The organism is Cupriavidus sp. CER-90 (assembly GCF_057652055.1).
In genome coordinates this window covers 1,835,941-1,854,690 of the sequence record NZ_JBYGYM010000001.1, presented here as the reverse complement: position 1 = coordinate 1,854,690, position 18,750 = coordinate 1,835,941, and the positions used below count along the sequence as shown (strand labels likewise).

Sequence of the window (18,750 nt, the reverse complement as noted above, 5' to 3'; positions counted from 1 at the left end):
CACCATAAGTAGAATCAATACCCTGGCGTTTTCATATCTGATAAGTCGAAGGGGAGAGACCCACCATCATGGACATCCGCGCCATGCGCTATTTCGTGGCCATCGTCGACCACGGCAGCCTCACGCGGGCCGCCGAGGTGGTGTGCGTGGCACAGCCCGCGCTGTCGCAGCAGCTGGCCGCGCTGGAGGACGAGTTCGGCGTGCCGCTGGTGCATCGCGGCGCCAAGGGCGTGCGGCCCACCGAGGCCGGCAAGACGCTCTACCGGCATGTGCGCAATATCCTGCGCCAGATCGAGATTGCCGGGGCCGATGTACGCGTGGCCGGCACCGAGGTCTCGGGCACCGTGGCCATCGGGCTGCCCACCACCGCTGCCGCCGCCTTCGGCATGGCCCTGGTGCGGGCCGTACGCCAACGCTATCCGCAGGTGCGGCTGCAGCTCTTCGAAAGCATGAGCGGCTATATCTCCGAACTGCTGAACCAGAACCGGCTCGACTTTGCCATCCTGTTCCGCGACACCCCGTCGCGCGCGGTGGAGCCCGAGCCGCTGGCCAGCGAACCGCTCTACCTGATTGGCACACCACCCGGCCCGGCGCCGCGCGGCAAGGCCACCGAGACGGTGGCGCTCAAGGCGCTCGACGCGTTGCCACTGGTACTGCCTAGCGGATCGCAGGGTCTGCGCGAGGTGGTGGAGCGGCGCTTCGCCCAGGCCGGCATCGCCCTGAACGTGGTAGCCGACCTTGATTCGCTGCCGTTCCTGCTGGCCGCCGCCCGCGAAGGGCTGGCCTGTACGATCCTGCCGGCCTCGTCGCTGGACGAAAACGATGCCGCCGTGCCGCGCCGGCGTATCGTGCCCGAACTGCGCCGCACGCTGTCGCTGTGCTGGCCGCGCGCGCTGCCGCGTTCGAACGCGGCGGAAGCCGTTGCCGACATCCTGCGCGACATCGTCAAGGAGAGAATTGCACAAGGCGGTTCGTTGGCGCCGCCGGCATTGCAAGCATTGCAAAAGGGCTGACCCCGGACAACCGCCCGGCAGGGCGCCCCGGGCCGCGCTTGCCACGCGCCGGTTCCTCCCGCATCATCGCCACATCCCACGTCGTTCGTCGCCTACCAGTCAGCCATGGCAACTGCCAGCTACGAGTTCAAGCCGCATGAACGGCCGTCGATGCCGGGGTCGCCCGCCACGCCGGACCACCCCACGCCACGGCGCGTCGCCTACTTCTGCGTGGGCGTGCTGATCGGGCTGACCGGCGCCTTCGGCAACGCGCTGGTGGTGGCCAACCTCAACAACATCCAGGGGGTGTTCGGCCTGTACAGCGACGAGGCCGCGTGGTTGTCCACGGTCTATGTCATGACCAATGTCTGCATGTCGATGCTGGTGATCAAGTTCCGCCAGCAGTACGGCCTGCAGCGGTTCACCAAGGTCTTCCTGCTGTCCTACGCGCTGATCACGGGCGCCCACCTGCTGACCCACACCTTCGGCACCGCCCTGCTGGCGCGCGCCGCCAACGGCATCGCCGCCAGTGGCATGTCCACGCTGGCGCTCTACTACATCATCCAGTCGCTGCCGGCGCGGCATCGCATGCGCGCGGTGGTGATCGGTTTCGGCGTGCCGCAGCTGGCCACGCCGCTGGCGCGGACGTTTTCCACGGGCATGCTCGAAGCCGGCAACTGGCAAACGCTGTACCAGTTCGAATTCGGCCTGTCGCTGCTGTCGCTGGTCACGGTGGCCCTGCTGCCGCTGCCGCCCAGCGAGCGGATCAAGGCCTTCGAGCCGCTCGACTTCGTCACCTTCGCGCTGTTCGCGCCGGGCATGGCGCTGCTGTGCGCGGTGCTGGGCCAGGGCCGCATCCTGTGGTGGACCGAGGCGCCGTGGCTGGGCTACGCGCTGTGCGGCGCGGTGATCCTGATCGCGGCGGCGCTGTGGATCGAGCACAACCGCGTGAATCCGCTACTCAATACGCGGTGGCTGGGCAGCATGGCGATCATCCGCTTTGCCGTGGTGGCCACGTCGGTGCGCATCCTGCTGTCCGAACAGCCGTATGGCGCGGTGGGCCTGCTGACGGCGCTGGGCATGGGCAACGACCAGCTGATCTCGCTGTATATCGTCGTGTCGATGGCCACGGTGGCCGGCATCGCGGCCAGCGCCCTGACCCTGAATCCGCAGAACCTCGGGCGGCCGATCCGCATTTCGCTGATCCTGATCGCGATCGGCGCGTTCGTCGATGCCGGCTCGACGAACCTGACGCGGCCGCAGAACATGTACTTCACGCAGTCGCTGATCGCCTTTGCGGCGGTCTATTTCCTGGGGCCGACGCTGCTGATCGGCATGGGCAGCGCGCTGCAGCGCGGCATGAGCCATTTCGTCAGCTTTTCGGCGCTGTTCAGCATCACGCAGTCGCTGGGCGGGCTGGCGGGGTCGGCGCTGCTGGGGACGTTCCAGACCTGGCGCGAGAAATTCCATTCGCATGCGCTGGTGCAAGGCATCAGCCTGTCCGACCCGCTCGACGCCGCGCGCCTGCAACTGCTGTCCAACGTCTACAGCCGCGTGCTGGCCGACCCGGTGCTGCGCCAGACCGAAGGCACCATGGCGCTGGCGCAGCAGGTCACGCGCGAAGCCAACGTGCTGGCGTTCAACGACGTCTTCCTGGTGATCGGCATCCTGTCCACCGTCACCTTTGTCTGGCTGCTGGCGCTGTACCTGAACCGGGTGGTGCCGGGACATATTCCAGAGAAGAAGCCATCGCCAACCCCGCCCTCCACGGAGACAGGCACTTGACCCCACCGCCCGACCCGCCAGAACCGCCCGACTCGTCCGGATCGCCAGCGCAGCCCGATCGCTCCCCTGCCCCGTCCCCGGCCGGCAAACCCGAACGGCTCGAAGACCCGGTGGAGGTCGATGCTTCGCCCAAGGGCTGGGCGCCGCCCCGCGGATCGCGTCGGCTGACGGCACTGATCGTCGTCGTGGCGCTGGTCAGCGTGCTGATCATCTTGTACGCCTGGGGCCTGCCGCCGTTCTCGCCGTCGATCCAGAGCACCGACAACGCCTATGTGCGCGGCCAGACCACCATCATCAGCCCGCAGGTGAGCGGCTATGTGACCGAGGTGCCGGTGCATGACTTCGACCTGGTCAAGACGGGCCAGGTGCTGCTGCGCATCGACGACCGCATCTATCGCCAACGCGTGGCACAGGCGCGCGCATCGCTGAACACGCAGATTGCCAATCTGGCGAACGCCGACCAGACCCAGCGCGCCCGCGAGGCCACCGTGAAGTCGCAGCTGGCCAATGCCGACAACGCCCGCGCCCAGCTGCTGCGCGCCCAGGCCGACATGAAGCGGGTGGACGAACTGGTGGCCGACGGCTCGGTGTCGCTGCGCGAACGCGATCAGACCCGGGCGGCGCTGCGCCAGGCCGAGGCTGCCGTCGAGCAGTCGCGCGCCGCGGTGGAGATCGCCCGGCAGGACGTGGAAGCCATCATCGTGGGCCGCGAGGGCCTCAAGGCTGCCGTCGAACAGGCGCGGGCCGCCCTGCAGCTGGCCGACATCGACCTGTCGAACACCGTTGTCATCGCGCCGCAGGACGGCCGGCTCAGCCAGATCGGCGCGCGGCTGGGGCAGTACGTGACATCGGGCTCGCAGCTGATGTTTCTGGTGCCGCCGCAACGCTGGGTCATCGCCAACTACAAGGAAGCCCAGACCGCCCACATGGCGCCGGGCCAGCGGGCCACGTTCCGCGTCGATGCGCTGGACAACGCGCGCCTGACCGGCCGCGTGGAGCGCCTGTCGCCGGCGGCCGGTTCCGAGTTCGCGGTGATCGTCGCCGATAACGCCACCGGCAATTTCGTCAAGGTGGCGCAGCGCATCTCGGTGCGCATTGCCATCGACCCCGATCAGCCGATGGCGGATCGCCTGCGTCCGGGCATGTCGGTGCAGGCCGAAGTCGACACCCGCACCCATCCGCCACCCACGCCATGACGCAAACGCCTGGTCCTTCCGCCTGCATCGCGCTGCGCCTGACGCGCCGCGCCGTGCTGCCCGCCATCGGCCTGCTGCTGGCCGGCTGCATGGGACCGCGCCCGCCCGTGCCGGAGCCCGTCGCGCCGCCGGTCGCCTGGCGCGTGGACCCCGGCCCCACCGTCGCCATCGAGCGCGAATGGTGGCAGACCTACGGCGACCCGGCGCTGACCGCGCTGGTGGCCCAGGCGCTGGGCCAGAACGACGACGTCGCCATCGCCGTGACACGCGTGCGCCAGGCCGATGCCCAGGCACGCATCGCCCGCGCCGCGCTGTTCCCGACGCTGGACTTCACGGCCAGCGGCACACGCGGCCGCGCCATCAACGCATTCGGCACGGCCCGCACCGCCAACACCGGCCAGTTGGCGCTGGATGCTTCCTACGAGGTCGATCTGTTCGGCCGTATCGGCGATTCGGTGGGGGCCGCGCGCAACAGCCTGCTGGCCAGCGAGGCGGCGCGCGACACCACCATCCTGTCCGTCTCGGCCGCCGCCGCGCGCGGCTATATCACGCTGCGGGCGCTCGATGCCCAGCTCGATGTGGTGCGCCAGACGCTGACGTCGCGCGCCGACGCGCTGCGGCTGGCGCGCGACCGGGCGCGGGCCGGGTACACGTCCCAGCTCGAATACGAACAGGCGCGGGCGGAATATGAATCGACCGCCCAGGCCGTGCCCCAGGCCGAACTGGCCGTGGCAAGGCAGGAAAACGCGCTGGGCGTACTGGTGGGCAATCCCGATGCGGGCGCCATCGCCCGTGGCCTGCCGCTGCAGGCGCTGCAGCAGCCGCCCGTGCCGGCGGGCCTGCCGTCCGAACTGCTGCGGCGGCGGCCCGACATTGCCCAGGCCGAATACACGCTGGCCGCCACCGATGCCAGCCTGTCCGCCGCCCGCAAGGCCTACTTGCCCCGCATTCCGCTGACCGCCTCGGCCGGACTGGTCTATGCAACGGGGCTGGCCAATCCGGTCCGGATCTGGACGCTCGGCGGCAGCGTGCTGGCACCGTTGTTCGAGGGCGGCCGCATCGTGGCCGGCGCCGATGCCGCCGCCGCGCAGCGCGACGAGGCCGCCTATGCCTACCGCCGCGTGGCGCTGACCGCCTTCCGCGAAGTCAACGACAACCTGGCCGCGGTGCAGAAGCTGGGCGAACAGGAAGCGCGGCTGCGCGAGCAGCGCGACGCACTGGCGGCGGCCCTGCGCCATGCCACCAACCGCTATCGTGCCGGGTACTCGCCCTATCTGGAGCAGCTGGACGCCCAGCGCCAGCTGTTCAGTGCCGAACTGAACCTGATCCAGACTCACGCGGACCGCCTCAATGCCAGCGTGGCCCTGTACCAGGCGATGGGCGGCGGCTGGCAGCCGGCTGGCGGCACCGGCCAATAAGAAAAGCTTATGGCGCCAGTCGCCGATTGAATTTCTCCTGCGTGCGGGGCTGGGCTAGAGTGGGCCCCACAACACCCGGCAAGACCCCAGAACACCGGCCGGGCCGCTTTCATCAGGAGACAGCATGACCCGTACCCTTCGCGCCCTGGCCGGCGTGGCACTGGCGGCAGCCGCCATCGGCCACGCCCAGGCAGACACCTACCCCTCGAAGCCGATCCAGATGATCGTGCCGCAGGCGCCGGGTGGATCCAACGACATCGTCGCGCGGCTGGTGGCGGCCGACCTGTCGCAGCGGATCGGCCAGCAGGTGGTAGTGGAAAACCGCCCCGGTGCCGGCGGCAACATCGGCACGCAGACCGCCGCGCGTGCCACGCCCGACGGCTATACGCTGCTGATGACCATCAGCAGTACGCAGGCCATCAATCCGTCGCTGTACCGCAGCGTGCCGTTCGACCCGGTCAAGGATTTCGAGCCGATTTCGCTGGTGGCCACGGTGCCCAACGTGCTGGTGGTGAATCCGGCCTTCCCAGCCAAGTCGATGTCGGAACTGATCGCGATGGCCAAGGCCAAGCCCGACTTCTATCGCTATGGATCGGCGGGCAATGGCACGCTGAACCACCTGCTGGGCGAGATGCTGAACACGATGGCCGGCATCAAACTGGAGCATGTGCCCTACAAGGGCGTGGCGCCGGCGCTGAACGACGTGCTGGGCAACCAGGTGCCGATGGCGTTTGCCAGCCTGCCTTCGGTGCTTTCGCACATCAAGGCCGGCAAGGTGCGCGCACTGGGCGTCAGCTCGGCCAAACGGTCGCCGTTCGCGCCCGACATCCCGGCCATCGGCGAGACCGTGCCCGGCTATAGCGGCGATCTGTGGGTCGGCCTGTTCGCGGTGCGCGGCACGCCGAAGGAAGTCGTCCAGAAGCTGTCCACGGCCATGCAGGCCGCACTGGCCGACAAATCGCTGCGCGACAAGCTGGCCGCACAGGGCGCCGAAACGCTCGGCGGCACGCCGCAGCAGCTGGCCACCACGCTGCGCGCCGATATCGACAAGTGGGCGAAGATCGTCAAGCAGTCGGGGGCCCAGGTGGACTGAGCCGCCCGGCACGGCTCGCCCGGACCGCTTCCATCGGCTTCAGCCGGCTTCAACGGGCTTCAGCCAGCTTTAACCGTAGTACGGCGCTCTGCCCTCCTGCCGCGGGAGTGGAGCGTCGGCCGCCGATCCGGGCCCTGCGCGACCGGCATCGTGTCGGTGATTTCCCGAATGTCTGCGCCATGTCCGCGTATCATCGTGCGCTTGCCTGCTCCGTACCGTGCCCCTGATTCGCCATGCCTGACCATTCGTTGCTGTCCGCCCTGCTCATCTTCGGACTTGGAGGGCTGCTCGGTGGGGTGGGCGGCCTGTTCGGCATCGGCGGCGGCCTGATCGCCATTCCGGCGCTGGGCCTCCTCTACGGCATGGACCAGCAACTGGCGCAAGGCACCTCGCTGGTCATGATCGCCCCCAACGTGGTGATCGGCTTCTGGCAATACCGCAAGCGTGCCGACATCGACCTCAAGACGGCAATCGTCCTGGGGCTGTCCGCCATGCTGTCCACCTATCTGTCCGCAAGGCTCGCCACGTCGATCGACGCTGCACTGCTGCGCCGCATCTTCGCCGTGTTCATGATCGGCCTGGCCCTCTATTTTCTCTGGCGGCTATTGCCCGGCCGCGCCGCGACGCACCAGCAGGCACGGGTATCGGCATCCTGGATTCCGGCCGTCGGCGTGGTCGGCGGCGCGTTCTCCGGATTCTTCAGCGTAGGCGGCGGCGTGGTCGCCGCCCCTGCCCTGGTCGGCCTGTTTGGCATGCGCCAGGCCGCCGCCCAGGGACTGGCCCTGGCCCTGGTCACACCCGGCGCGATAGTGGCGCTGCTGACCTATGCACACGCCGGCCATGTGGATTGGACCAGCGGCATCCCGCTGTCGCTGGGCGGCATGCTGACGATCTCCTGGGGGGTGGCACTGGCCCACCGCATGCCGGAACGGCGCCTGCGCGCAGCATTCGCGATATGCCTGATTGCAACGGCGTTGGTCATGCTGGTGCGGGGGTAGGCAGCCTGCCACGCAACACGGCTATCGGCGGTCCTGCGGGAGATAGCACGGATCGCGGCACAGTTGCCGGTGAATTGGCATATCCTCGAATCTGACCGTGCGTATCGTGATCGCACGCCGCCACACGCTCATGTATTCGGAATGAATGGCAATGGCCGAGCGATTGCGTAGCTTCCGTGAGGGATAGCGTATGCCGATGGCGCCGGTGTCTGCATGGAGCTCGGCAAGGACGTGGTGCAGTTCGATGCCGAAGTGCTGGCACCAGGTGTGGTTGGGCTCGGATATTTGGTCGTATATGCCGAGCCGGGCCGCTGTTGGCCCGCCAAGTTCCAGTAGCCGAAAATCGGCCTCGAGCCGGAAAAGCGCGATAATCCCTCGCTCCACCGCATCCGGTTGCACATGAAAGAACCCTGGACGTTCTTCACTGCGCTCACAGAAGCGTCCTTCCCAGATCGCGGTATTCGAATCTTCAGCAACGTATAACCAGTGGAAGGGCAAGCGCGCATCATTGTCTCGGGCTGAATCCGGAGGTCCCCACCGGTATGCTGTCTTGACCGTGTCCGGCAACACGGATGCCTGCGCTCGGGCTGCCCTGACAAGCCACGTGCCGCGACGCAGTACACACACACCGGCAGCAAGGACTTCCTTCAGATGCGCGCGAGCTGGCATCTCGATACCGAGGCTTGCGGAATGGGTGACATTCATGCGTGAGGCCCCTCCCGCTCCGCCAGCAGTGCCTCATGATGTGCCACCACGATCCGTTGGCGTTCTTTATCAGATCTGGCGAGATAGTCGGCCTGTTCCATGGAGACGGAGCGGCGGGTCACAAAGAGCTTTCCGCAAAGGAGCTCCGCCGGCGTCAAGTCGAAGAGTCCCTCGTACCGGATAGTCCAGAAGTATCGCGGATCCACGGCGCCCGCCTCGTGTACCGCGCGCATGACGGGCGGCAACAGTTGCGGAGCCGGCTTGACGAACTGCCATGCAGGAAATTCCAGGTCGTTCGCCTCCCTGCCCCGCCCTCCACAGAGCCGCCCCGCCGCCAACTCGCGCACCAGATCGTCCATCGACATGCCGGCGAAGTGGCTTTCGATAACTTCCGCAGGTGTCAGCGTTGTCAGCGGCAGTACGGACAATTCCCGCATTGCTTTCAAAAGATCGCCAGCCAGATTGGTGGCGTGGCTGTTTCGCGAAACGCTGCGAACCTCCTGGGCTTGGATTACCGCTACGGCTTCGGCAAACATACTGAGACCTCCTGGTTGTCACCACGAGACCAAGGCTACGCATGCCGTGGGGGCCGCTCAAGCACCGCAACAGGATTATGGCAATCCTTAACGCTTCCGCAACATTCCGTTGCGCGCCGCCCTCAACCGGCCTGATGGAACACCAGGCTGAAGTTGTTGGCCGGCATGGGAATCGGTTCCGCACAGGTCAAGCCGTGCGCCGCACCCAGGGCGATGACGGCTTCCATGTCGCGTACGCCCCAATCGGCATCGGCCACGCGCAGCTGCCGGTCGAACGCTTCGTTGCTGGGTGCGGTATGCGCGCCGTTGCGGCGGTAGGGGCCGTAGAGATACAGCACGCCACCGGGGGACAGGCGCCGGCCGGCGCCGGCGAACAGCGCCTCGGCGGCGGCCCAGGGCGCGATGTGGATCATGTTGATGCAGACGATGGCATCCACCGCGTCGATGCCCCAGGGCTCCTGCCTCACGTCAATGGGCAGCGGCGGCCGCACGTTCGTGGCCTTGTCGTGGGCCGTCCAGGCCGCGATCGATTCGCGGTGCGTGGCATCGGGATCGCTGGGCTGCCAGGTCAGCCCGGGCAGCGCGGCCGCGAAGTACACCGCATGCTGGCCGGTGCCGCTGGCGATCTCGAGCACCGTGCCGGTTTTCGGCAGGGCGTCGCGCAAGACGGCCAGGATAGGCGCGCGGTTGCGGTCGGTTGCGGGCGCCATGCGGCGCGCGGTCAGGTCTGCGGCGGGCTGTGTCATGGGGATTCCTGTGGACGTGCGCCGACGATGTGCCGGGCGCCAGCCCACAGGGTAGCAGGCCCGCCGTACCTGCGTGGTCAGACAGCGCAAGACGCCTCTGATGCGCGTCTTGTGCCGCGCTTAGGCGCGGCGGTTCAGCCGCAGCGCCGACGGCGTTGCCGTCAGGTAGCCGACCGCCGCGCCAAAGCGGTCCTTGTAGTTGGCGCGCACTAGCGGGTCCAGCGTGCCCTTCACCTTGTCGTGCAGCCCCTTTTCCCAGTCGCCGGCATGCTGGAAGTTGGTCATGATGTAGGTCCAGCCGTGGATCTCGTCCACCGCGTGCAGCCCCGTGGATTCCGCGCCCGCCGGACACGACAGGACGCGCGACAGCTGCTTCGTGTCCACGTTGTAGGCCCACAGGAAGTTGTTCACATGCGTGTTGCTGTCCTCGCCGACAAACAGCGTGCGAAGTGTCTCCGAGAACTTGAGGTTGTCCGGCGTGGCCACCTTGTCCGGATTGGCGTAGTTGCCCAGCGCGTCCTGCGCCTTCTTCGGGCCGCCGCCCAGGTCTTCCGACACCAGCGCCGGCACGGCCGCCATGTCGACCGGCACCCATTCGCTGTCCATGCGCGCGCCCGCCCGGTCCGACTGCGCCCCGCGCAGATTGAGTTCGTAGACGGCGCCCGAGTAGGGGCCTTCCACGCGGATATCGCCGGCATTGGCGGCGTGGCCGGCCAGCATGCTGGTATCGATGCGCGAGACGGCCGAGTACGCCTTCTTGTCCGCGATATTGACGGTCGTGCCTTCCATCTTGGTGAAGCCCAGGCTGCCGCCCACCAGTGCGGCGTAGCGGTGCGTTTCCAGGAATGCGGCGGCCTTCTCCTGCCCCGGCTTGAGCCTCACCCAGTTCGGCTTGCCGTCCAACAGGATGCGCGTGAAGCTCGCATCCTCCGGGTCCTTGAACTTCACGTCCATGATGTCGGTGACCTGGATGCCGCCGTCCGCGAGCCTGCGGATCTCGTCGCTGCTGGCACTGCCCAGCGGAATCCACGACAGTGTGGCCGCGCCCGGGCCGGTGCCCGATGTCTGGTGCCACTTGGCCACATACAGCTTGCCCGCCGACAGGTCGCGCGGACGGTCGGCGATGAACAGGAACAACCCGCCATTGGTGGCGTCGTCGCCCATCAGCACGGTGCGCTCGTCGGGCATCACCTGCACCAGTTCGTGCGAGATGCGGCCCAGGCAATAGTGCTTGCGGATCGATCCGGTGCCGTCGGGGTGCACGGTCACCTCCGGCAGGTGGCCGTAGTGGTACGGATTGGCGCGGCCCGCATCGCCATACAGGTGCCGGCTGAAGCCGCGCAGCTTCTTGTCGGTGGCGGCCCTGGCCGCGTCGGGCTCGTACTCCTCGCTCGACAGGTGCGTGTTCCAAGGCGACAGGCTTGCGCCGCAGGTGATCCACAGGCCGTTCACGCCTGACGTGTCCACATTGTGATACTGCACCAGGCTCAGCTTGCCGGTCTTGGGGTCTTGGTCCAGCGTCAGCACGGCGATGGGCGACGGCAGCATGCCGTGCATTTCGGCATCGGCCTGGTCGCGGGTGGTGTACTCGAACTGCACCACCGCGAATACCGCGTTGCCCTTGACACCGCGCACCCGGGCGTTGCGCAGCGTCAGCACCGAACTGCCGTCGGGGGCATCGGAATAGAACTGACGCGCCTTGCCCGGCACCGAGCCGTCCATGATCGGACGGTTCTGGATGTCGTAATACCCGCCGGCCAGCACCTTGCCGCCCTTGCCGTCCGGCACCAGGTCGCCGGTGACGAAGAACGGCTGGTAGGCCAGCGTGTAGTCCTGCCAGGTGCCGTCGGTGTACGACACCTTCAGCGACGACCCCACCGTCGTGGTGGCCATGGCCGCGGCGTTGTCCAGCGTGGGCGCGGCCATGCCGGTGAACGTGGCGGAGGCGAAGGCAGCGGCCTTGCGGCGGGGCGCGGCGGCAAAGGCGGCCTCCATCGCGGACATGCCGCCGGCCAGGCTGGCGGCAGCGGCACCAAGAGGCAGCATCGGGGCGCCGCCCAGGATTTTCAGGGCGCGGCGACGGGCATTGACGGTCTGGTCGGACATGGGGTGGAAGTGGGCTCTGGTGGGTGTCTGGCCGTTCTTCTGAAGCGATGCGCTGTGGCAGGAACGACATCTGCCCGTCCGGATGGTAAGGCCCTTTCATGACAGATGTTTGATGGTCAGCAAACTGTCACGCATTTGGTGCCCCGGCCGGCTGCGCTACACTCGCCCTCCTGCCTGTCGACTTCCCTGCCCTGTCTTGCCGACCTTCACGCTAGCCGCCCCGGTACACGCCGACATCGAGATACGCAAGAGCCGCTTTATCGCGCTGGCCGTGCCGGTGCCCGATCGCGAGACGGCCATGGGCGTGATCGCGGACCTGCGCGCCCGGCATCCCACGGCCACGCACGTGTGCTGGGCCTTGCTGGCGGGCGGCCAGTCGGGCATGTCCGATGACGGCGAGCCGTCCGGCACGGCCGGCCGGCCCATCCTGGAGGTCCTGCGCCATCACGACCTGGACGGCGTGCTGGCCGCCGTGGTGCGCTATTACGGCGGCGTCAAGCTGGGCGCCGGGGGGCTGGTGCGGGCCTATACCGACGCCATCGCGGGCGCGCTCAAGGATGCGGAGCGGATCGAACGCATCGCCTACGCCACGCTGACCGTGCTGGTCGATTACCCCGACGAACCGCGCGTGCGCCGCTGGATCGATCAATCGGCCGATACGGGCTGCACGCTGGCCGAGACCCGCTATGGCGCGCTGGCCACGCTGGTCATCCGCCTGCCGGCCGCGCTACGTGAGCAGGCGCAGGCAGCCCTGCGCGATGCCACCCACGGGCGAGCCGGGTTTCCGGCCGATGAGGACTAGCGCCATGGCCGAATCGCAATCCGGCATGCCAGCCGACATCCTGGACGACAACCGGGAATTCACGGCGCAGGTGCTGCCCGGCCCGGTGCGCTTTGCCGCGCCGGCGTCGCTGAGCCTGCTCGAAAGCGCCCTGCTCGATGGCGTGAGCCTGCCCAGTTCCTGCCGCAACGGCACCTGCCGCGCCTGCATAAGCAAGCTGCACGCGGGCAGCGTGCGGTATCGGATCGAATGGCCGGGGCTGAGTCCGGACGAGAAGGACGACGGCTACATCCTGCCCTGCGTGGCCTGCCCGACCGGCGACGTGGTGTTCGAGCCGGTCGGCGCGGGGTGATCGCGCCAGCGCAGGTCTGGCACCTTCCTATAGGCTTCAGTGGGTGACGCGATAGTCGCCGACGGCGTTTCCCGCGAACCTGTCGCCCACGCTCAGCCCACGGTATCGCGCGTGTAGGTACGCATCTTTTCGCTCATCTCCAGCAATCGCTCGCGCAGCATGGCGTGCAGGTACCGCACGGCAGGCGAAAACTGCCGGCGGTGCGGGCATACCAGATTGAGCGGCACCGGCTCGCCAGGCTGCTCGGGCAGCAGCAGTTCCAGCCGGCCCTGCTCGACGTCGGCACAGACATCTATCCACGACTTGTACGCGATGCCGCGTCCGTCGATGGCCCAGCGCCGCGCGATCTCCGCGTCATCGCATAGCAGCGTGCCCTTGATCGTGATCTGTCGCCGCATGCCGGCCGCAGGAAAGTGCCAGCGATCGTACAGGCGGCCCCCCAGCACAAACGGCAGGCATTGGTGCATGAGCAGGTCATCCAGCGATGCCGGACGTCCATGGCGTTGCAGGTAGTCCGGCGAAGCGACCAGGACGCGCCGATTGTGCTCGGCCAACGGCAGCGCCACGTAACTGGCGCCTTCGTTCGCGCCGTAGCGGATGGCGATATCCACCGGGTCCCGGAATACATCGGTGACCTGGTCGGACAACGACAGCCGGAGCACCAGCTTGGGGTGCGATGCCTGAAACGCCGTCAGCAGTGGCAACAGGACATTGCGCCCCAGGTCGGAAGGCGCGGCAATCTTCAGGGTGCCCTGCAGCGTCGTCTGCTCGCCATGCATGCGCTCCCGGCCTTCCTTGAGCATCGCCAGCACTTCGTCGGCATAGGGCAGGTATTGCTCGCCCTCCGCAGTCAGCCGGAGGCTGCGCGTCGACCGGGCGAACAGTCGGATATCCAGTTCCTTTTCCAGCCGCAGGATGGCTGCGCTGACCTGGCCGGGCAGCAGATCGGCCTCGCGGGCAGCGTTCGAAAAGCTGCCGAGCGCCGCGGTTCGTACAAAAAGATGAAGGTCGTCGAGTCTGATCATTTTCACTGCATAAGTGAAAGTCGTACCCGATTATCACAGCTGGCTCGACCTGTCCTCGAAAGACCGCATTCACCGCCCGTTTATCGGGCTCAATCCCGCTGGCGCCCGTTGACCGAAAAGAAGCGCAGCGCGATCTTGAGCGCGTCGGGCCCGCTGGGGTCCGAGAACGCCTGTCCGGGCGCGCCGCCGCTCCACGCGTGGCGCAGCCCTTCCACCTTTACCACGCGCAGATAGGGACGCGGCCCGGCCTGCCAGTCGAACACGTCCACCGCGCGCCGCGTGCCGCGCCGTACGCGCCTGGCCGGCAGTGCCCTGGGGGCCGGGGCGCCCGGTGGCAACAGTTCCAGCCACATCGCCGCCGTGGACGTGGCGTTGTCGTAGGACACCACGCTGTCTTCGTCGCCGTGCAGCAACAGCAGCGGGGGTGGGGAACGCCCGGCCAGCGCCAGGCGGGCCGCCACGGCGTCGGGCGCCCGATCGCCGCGCATGGCCTTTGGCGCCTGCGTGGCATTGGTGGCGCTAAAGGGCGCGGCGCCCGAATGGGAACCGATGGCGGCAAAGCGATCCGGATAACGCAGGCCCAGCATCATCGCCATGGCGCCGCCGGCCGACAGGCCGAAGGCGCAGACGCGATGGGCCAGGATGGCGTAGCGTTGGCTGACATGGTCGATCATCGACATCAGCAGCGCGGTTTCCGATGCACCGCGCGCCGCGGGACGGAACCAGTTCCAGCAACGCTGGGCATTGGCGTGTACCGACTGCTCGGGCATCAGCACGACCCAGCGCGCGTCGCGCGCCACCGTGGCCACACGGGCGCACGCGGCAAAACTGGCGGCATCCTGCCCGCAGCCGTGCAGCAGGACCAGCAACGGCGCGGGCCGGGCCGCGCTGACGCCGGGCGGAACGAACACCCGGTAGCGGCGCTGCCCCACGCTGCCGATGCCCAGGCTGAAGCCCCACAGGCCTTCTTCCCAGGATCCGCCGCGCTTGCTGACCGGCGCGCGCGCCGGTGTCACCACGCCGGTCAGGGCCTGGCGCGCCACCTTGCCCACGGCGCGGCCCATGGCCTTGCTGACGGCCTGGCTCTGCTGCCGGGCCGCGCGCACCATCGGATCGGTCACGGTCCGGGTGACCGTGCGGCTGAACTGGCGTGCGCTGCGCGTCGCCTGCTTGCTCAGCGTTGCCCATAATTTGGTGCCGCTCGTGCGCCGTTTCATGCCGCATCGCCCTTTCGTTTCCGCTGCTGCGTGGCCAGACCTCCGCTGCGATGATGCACGAGTCTACGGGACGAATATGTCAGATTGTCATGAACCGGCGCGTCGGAGACCGCCCGGATGCGGTCAATCCGTCAAGCAGGACGCTCAACGGCCGCCCGCGTCATGCACGGCGCGGCTATCGGCCGGCGCTTCGTCGCGTTCTCGCAGACCGTAGTCGCGCAGCACCTGCGCCACGCGCAGCCGGTAGTTGGCGAACACGCCGCCGCGCCCGGCCGCCTGCGCCTGCCGGTGGTCGAGGGTATTGCGCCAGGCCAGTACGGCCGCCTCATCGCGGAAGAACGACAGCGACAGCAGCTTGCCCAGGTTTGTCAGGCTCTGGAAGCGTTCCACCGAGATGAAGCCGTCGATGGCCTCCAGCGTCGGTTTCAGGTGGGCGGCAATGTCCAGGTAGGTGTCCTGGCGTCCGGGCGCAGGCTCGACTTCGAAGATCACGGCAATCATCGGGGGCTCCTTCTTATGGTTCAGGGTTGTACGTGAAACTGCGGAATCCGGGCGTTGACCGATGGCCGATAGCGTACGCGATCCACCAGTCGCGCCGGTTGTATCCCGCGCGACAGCAGCGCCTGCACGGTACAGGCGGCCAGCACCTGGGCCAGCGCATCGCCGGGGCAGCCGTGACGCCCGGCACCGAATGTCCAGGGGCGGGCCGCCGCTGGTGGGGCCGCCCCTGGGGCCACTTCCGGGGCAGCGTCATGCGCGGCGGCCGCCAGCAGCACCAGCACCGCATCGCCGGCACGAACGGGCTGGCCGCACACCATGGCGTCGGCGACCATGAAGCGTCGCGTGTTCTGCACGGGCGGGTCCACGCGGGCCACGTGTGCCACCAGCCCATCGGTGCAACTGTCCGGGCCCGCGGGCTGGCCGGTCCGCCCCAGATGGACCAGCGTGTTGCCGATCAGGCCGGCGGTGGCCTCGCACGCCTGGATCATCAGCCCCACGGCGTTGGCGACCATCGTTGGGGTGTCGATGCCCGCCAGCGCGGTGTCCTGCGACAGCGCGTGCAGCAGGCTTCCCGCAGGCGCCGACGGCGTACCGTCGCGCGTCCATTGCGTGAGCCATTGCGCGGCCGCCGCGCCCGCTTCCACTTCGGCCGGCGTGGCCAGCGGCGACATCGCCATCGCAAAGGTGGAAACGAAGCCGGCCACCCGCGTGGAAACATGGCCATCGGCGTCGCGTTCGAGCGGCAGGCCCAGCAGGTCCGCGACGGTCAGCACGGGCAAGGTGAACATCCAGCGCGTGGCTTCGTGCGCATCGTCGTCGGTCATGCGCGGCAGCGCCGCTGCCAGCGCATGGGCGCGCACGCGCACCAGGCCCAGGTCTAGCCCGGCCAGATGGCGCAGCACGATGGCCTTCAGGGCAGCGTGGGCGGGGCCGTCGGTCATGCGAACCAGGCGGCCGAACAGGTCGCCCGCCGGGCCACCGGCCAACGCGGGCGGCACCGGCTGCCCAGGCGGACGCACGCGGGCATCGGGATAGCCCAGCACTTCCGCCACGGCGGCGGCGCTGGCGGCCACCCACAGCTTCAGCGACGCGTCGTAATGGAACGCATGCGTGCGCGCCAGCCGGCGATACCAGGGATAGGGGTCTGGATGGGTGACCGCCGCAATGGGGTCTGCGGGGCTGGCATGGGCGGCGCGCGCCACGCCAGGAGAGCACAGCGTGTGCAAGGCATCAAGGGACGAATCCATCACGGTTTCCGGCTGAATGGGCGATACGGCCATATTCGCAGCGCGCGGACCGGAAAAGGTTCGTCCTGTCGTGAAATATCGAATGCGCGGCCCGCGCCGCGCGTGACCCCGGTCAAGCTGCCGCCAGAGGCGGACGCGCCGCAGCCCGACAGCCGTTCGCTGCATGCGCAATATCAGATATGTCATGGAGACCGTTCTGCTATGCTGCCTCGCACTCCAACCACCCTGACCCCATGACCCGGCGCCTCTGGCTCTTCATGTTCTGCGCGATCGCGCTGGGCGTCTGCGGCCCGGTGGCGCTCACCACATGGGTATCGCGCGAGCTGGCCGAGCAGTTGTTCCGCCAGCGTGTGGACGCCTTCACCGAACGTGCGCTGCTGCGTGTGGAAGTGGTGGCGCGCGATGCCGTCGAAGCCGCCCGCCAGGCCGACCAGTTCGGCGGCACGCCATGCACCCAGGCCCATCTGGACGCCATGCGCGAGGCCGACCTCCATCACCGCTACGCACGGCAGATCGTCTTCCTCGATGGCGAGCAGCTGCTGTGCGCGTCGTCATCGGTGCCGGGGGCGCTGCGCAGCATCGAAGGCCAGAACCCGCGCTGGACCGCGCTGCCGGCGCTGCGGGCCGTGTATCGCATCGATGCCGCCGGGGAGCCGCCGCCGGCCGTCCAGTTTCGCGTGGGCCGGCACGTCGCCGTGGTCGACGCGCAGTTCTTTATTGATATCGTGCCGCTCGACGCGCAGATTCGCCTTGGGATGATCGACACGCAATCGGGCAAGGCCGTGGCGATCTGGGGCGACACCGATACGGCCACGCTGCAGCGCGCATGGGCCGAGAACCTCGACGGCAAGGTGCGGCGGGACCGCTATCTGGACGTCAAGCCGTCGCAACACCTGCCATTCGCCGTGGTGGCCTACGAGCCGCTCGACGCGATGACCGGCACCTGGCGGCAACTGCTGGTCGTCGGCCTGCCCGTGGCGCTGCTGGTCAGCGCGCTGGCCGCCTGGCTGATGCTGCGCTGGGGCCGGCGCCTGCGCAGTCCCGCGTACCTGCTGCAGGACGCCATCCGCCGCAAGGCGTTCTTCGCGGTCTACCAGCCCGTGATGGCGCTCGACGACGGGCACTGCGTCGGCGCCGAGGCGCTGGTGCGCTGGCGCATGCCGGACGGCTCGGTGTCGCTGCCCGACCGCTTCATCCCGATGGCCGAATCGGTGGGTGCCATCCATGCCATCACCAAGTGCGTGATCGAGGCCGTGCTGGCAGACCTGGGACCGCACCTGGCCGCCGATCCGGCCATGCATGTATCGATCAACCTTTCGCCGGACGACTTCCGCGCACAGGACACGCTGCCCGCCATCAGCGCGGCACTGGCGCGCGCCGGCGTGCGCGCCGGGCAGATCTGGATCGAAGTCACCGAGCGCGGCTTTGCCAATGACACCGCCTGCCGCGAGATGATCGCGGCCTTCCGCAAGGTCGGCCACCCGATCCTGATCGACGACTTCGGCACCGGCTATTCGAGCCTGGCCTATCTGCATGACCTGGACGTGGACGGTATCAAGATCGACAAGGCCTTTGTCGGTTCGATGACGACCGATGCCCCGTCGAAGTCGGTCGGGCCCCATATCATCGGGATGGCCCGTGCGCTGGACATCGATATGGTGGCCGAGGGCATCGAAACCGAAGCCCAGCGCGTGGCGCTACGGCAACGCGGCGTGCAGTACGGCCAGGGCTGGCTGTTCGGCAAGGCCATGCCGGTGGCCGAATTCCTGGCGTTCTGGCAACAGCACGCGGGCACCGCCGTCGAAGCCTGAGCGCCGATGCCGGCGTCCGCGCGCCAGTTTGCACCTATACTCGCCGTTTCCTTCCGCGCGAGCGCGTGCGATCCACCATCGACGAGCACACCACCATGCCTTGAGCCATCAACACCTGACGGAACGAAGGTTCCGCATTGCCGGCATCGGGGACAGGGCCGGCATGGCGGAGTTTGACGGGCACCACGGTTCATGAACCTGTCGTCGACGATGGCAACCGTCGCGGCGCAGGGCACACATC

The 18,750-nt window shown here is 68.1% G+C and carries 17 protein-coding genes; 9 read left to right on the top strand and 8 right to left on the bottom strand.

All coding sequences use genetic code 11. The features are described from left to right. Positions 1-68 precede the first annotated feature (68 nt). The 6 genes from AC24R4_RS08250 to AC24R4_RS08225 all read left to right on the top strand — a co-directional run bounded on the left by AC24R4_RS08250 (position 69) and on the right by AC24R4_RS08225 (position 7,482). A complete protein-coding gene (locus AC24R4_RS08250; RefSeq protein WP_400395594.1) occupies positions 69-1,013 on the top strand; it encodes a LysR substrate-binding domain-containing protein in 945 nt (314 codons plus the stop codon). A gap of 105 nt (positions 1,014-1,118) precedes the next feature. Beyond that, positions 1,119-2,777, top strand: a complete 1,659-nt coding sequence (locus AC24R4_RS08245) for an MFS transporter (RefSeq protein WP_487522711.1) — start codon at positions 1,119-1,121, stop codon at positions 2,775-2,777. Beyond that, positions 2,774-3,973: an HlyD family secretion protein gene (locus AC24R4_RS08240; protein WP_487522710.1), complete on the top strand. Its 1,200-nt coding sequence runs from the start codon at positions 2,774-2,776 to the stop codon at positions 3,971-3,973. Before AC24R4_RS08245 ends, AC24R4_RS08240 begins: the two co-directional genes overlap by 4 nt. Next, positions 3,970-5,391 carry an efflux transporter outer membrane subunit gene (locus AC24R4_RS08235; protein WP_400395450.1) on the top strand — a complete coding sequence of 474 codons (1,422 nt, stop codon included), beginning with the start codon at positions 3,970-3,972 and terminating at the stop codon, positions 5,389-5,391. Before AC24R4_RS08240 ends, AC24R4_RS08235 begins: the two co-directional genes overlap by 4 nt. Positions 5,392-5,515: 124 nt before the next feature. Then, complete coding sequence (locus AC24R4_RS08230) at positions 5,516-6,484, top strand: tripartite tricarboxylate transporter substrate binding protein (protein WP_400395448.1); 969 nt, start codon at positions 5,516-5,518, stop codon at positions 6,482-6,484. A 233-nt stretch (positions 6,485-6,717) separates the two neighbouring features. Next, positions 6,718-7,482 (top strand): sulfite exporter TauE/SafE family protein, encoded by a 765-nt coding sequence (locus tag AC24R4_RS08225; RefSeq protein ID WP_487522709.1) that lies wholly within the window; start codon positions 6,718-6,720, stop codon positions 7,480-7,482. Positions 7,483-7,503: 21 nt separating this feature from the next. Here the strand turns inward: AC24R4_RS08225 and AC24R4_RS08220 are convergent, their stop codons facing one another. The 4 genes from AC24R4_RS08220 to AC24R4_RS08205 form a co-directional block, all read right to left on the bottom strand. Further along, positions 7,504-8,187 carry an RES family NAD+ phosphorylase gene (locus tag AC24R4_RS08220; protein WP_487522708.1) on the bottom strand — a complete coding sequence of 228 codons (684 nt, stop codon included), beginning with the start codon at positions 8,185-8,187 and terminating at the stop codon, positions 7,504-7,506. Continuing rightward, positions 8,184-8,723: a hypothetical protein gene (locus AC24R4_RS08215; protein ID WP_487522707.1), complete on the bottom strand. Its 540-nt coding sequence runs from the start codon at positions 8,721-8,723 to the stop codon at positions 8,184-8,186. Before AC24R4_RS08215 ends, AC24R4_RS08220 begins: the two co-directional genes overlap by 4 nt. A gap of 122 nt (positions 8,724-8,845) precedes the next feature. Further along, positions 8,846-9,469, bottom strand: coding sequence for a DUF938 domain-containing protein (locus tag AC24R4_RS08210; protein ID WP_487522706.1), 624 nt, complete (start codon positions 9,467-9,469; stop codon positions 8,846-8,848). 120 nt (positions 9,470-9,589) lie between these two features. Beyond that, the gene (locus AC24R4_RS08205; protein ID WP_487522705.1) at positions 9,590-11,575 is read right to left on the bottom strand and encodes a PhoX family protein; all 1,986 of its coding nucleotides are present in this window, start codon (positions 11,573-11,575) and stop codon (positions 9,590-9,592) included. A gap of 196 nt (positions 11,576-11,771) precedes the next feature. Between AC24R4_RS08205 and AC24R4_RS08200 the strand changes: the two genes are divergently transcribed. Together AC24R4_RS08200 and AC24R4_RS08195 are read left to right on the top strand one after the other, a co-directional pair. Beyond that, positions 11,772-12,377, top strand: coding sequence for an IMPACT family protein (locus AC24R4_RS08200; protein WP_400397581.1), 606 nt, complete (start codon positions 11,772-11,774; stop codon positions 12,375-12,377). A 4-nt stretch (positions 12,378-12,381) separates the two neighbouring features. Further along, positions 12,382-12,708 (top strand): 2Fe-2S iron-sulfur cluster-binding protein, encoded by a 327-nt coding sequence (locus tag AC24R4_RS08195; protein WP_400397584.1) that lies wholly within the window; start codon positions 12,382-12,384, stop codon positions 12,706-12,708. A 92-nt stretch (positions 12,709-12,800) separates the two neighbouring features. Here AC24R4_RS08195 and AC24R4_RS08190 read toward each other — a convergent pair whose 3' ends face one another. The 4 genes from AC24R4_RS08190 to AC24R4_RS08175 form a co-directional block, all read right to left on the bottom strand. Beyond that, a complete protein-coding gene (locus AC24R4_RS08190; RefSeq protein ID WP_487522704.1) occupies positions 12,801-13,733 on the bottom strand; it encodes a LysR family transcriptional regulator in 933 nt (310 codons plus the stop codon). 89 nt (positions 13,734-13,822) lie between these two features. Beyond that, positions 13,823-14,950, bottom strand: a complete 1,128-nt coding sequence (locus AC24R4_RS08185) for an extracellular catalytic domain type 1 short-chain-length polyhydroxyalkanoate depolymerase (RefSeq protein ID WP_487522703.1) — start codon at positions 14,948-14,950, stop codon at positions 13,823-13,825. 144 nt (positions 14,951-15,094) lie between these two features. Then, complete coding sequence (locus tag AC24R4_RS08180) at positions 15,095-15,451, bottom strand: antibiotic biosynthesis monooxygenase family protein (RefSeq protein ID WP_400397412.1); 357 nt, start codon at positions 15,449-15,451, stop codon at positions 15,095-15,097. A 20-nt stretch (positions 15,452-15,471) separates the two neighbouring features. Then, entirely contained in the window at positions 15,472-16,698 is a 1,227-nt protein-coding gene (locus AC24R4_RS08175) for a cytochrome P450 (protein ID WP_487522702.1), read from the bottom strand. 233 nt (positions 16,699-16,931) lie between these two features. Here AC24R4_RS08175 and AC24R4_RS08170 point away from each other — a divergent pair, with 233 nt between their 5' ends. Then, positions 16,932-18,509, top strand: coding sequence for an EAL domain-containing protein (locus AC24R4_RS08170; protein ID WP_487522701.1), 1,578 nt, complete (start codon positions 16,932-16,934; stop codon positions 18,507-18,509). Positions 18,510-18,750 lie beyond the last annotated feature (241 nt).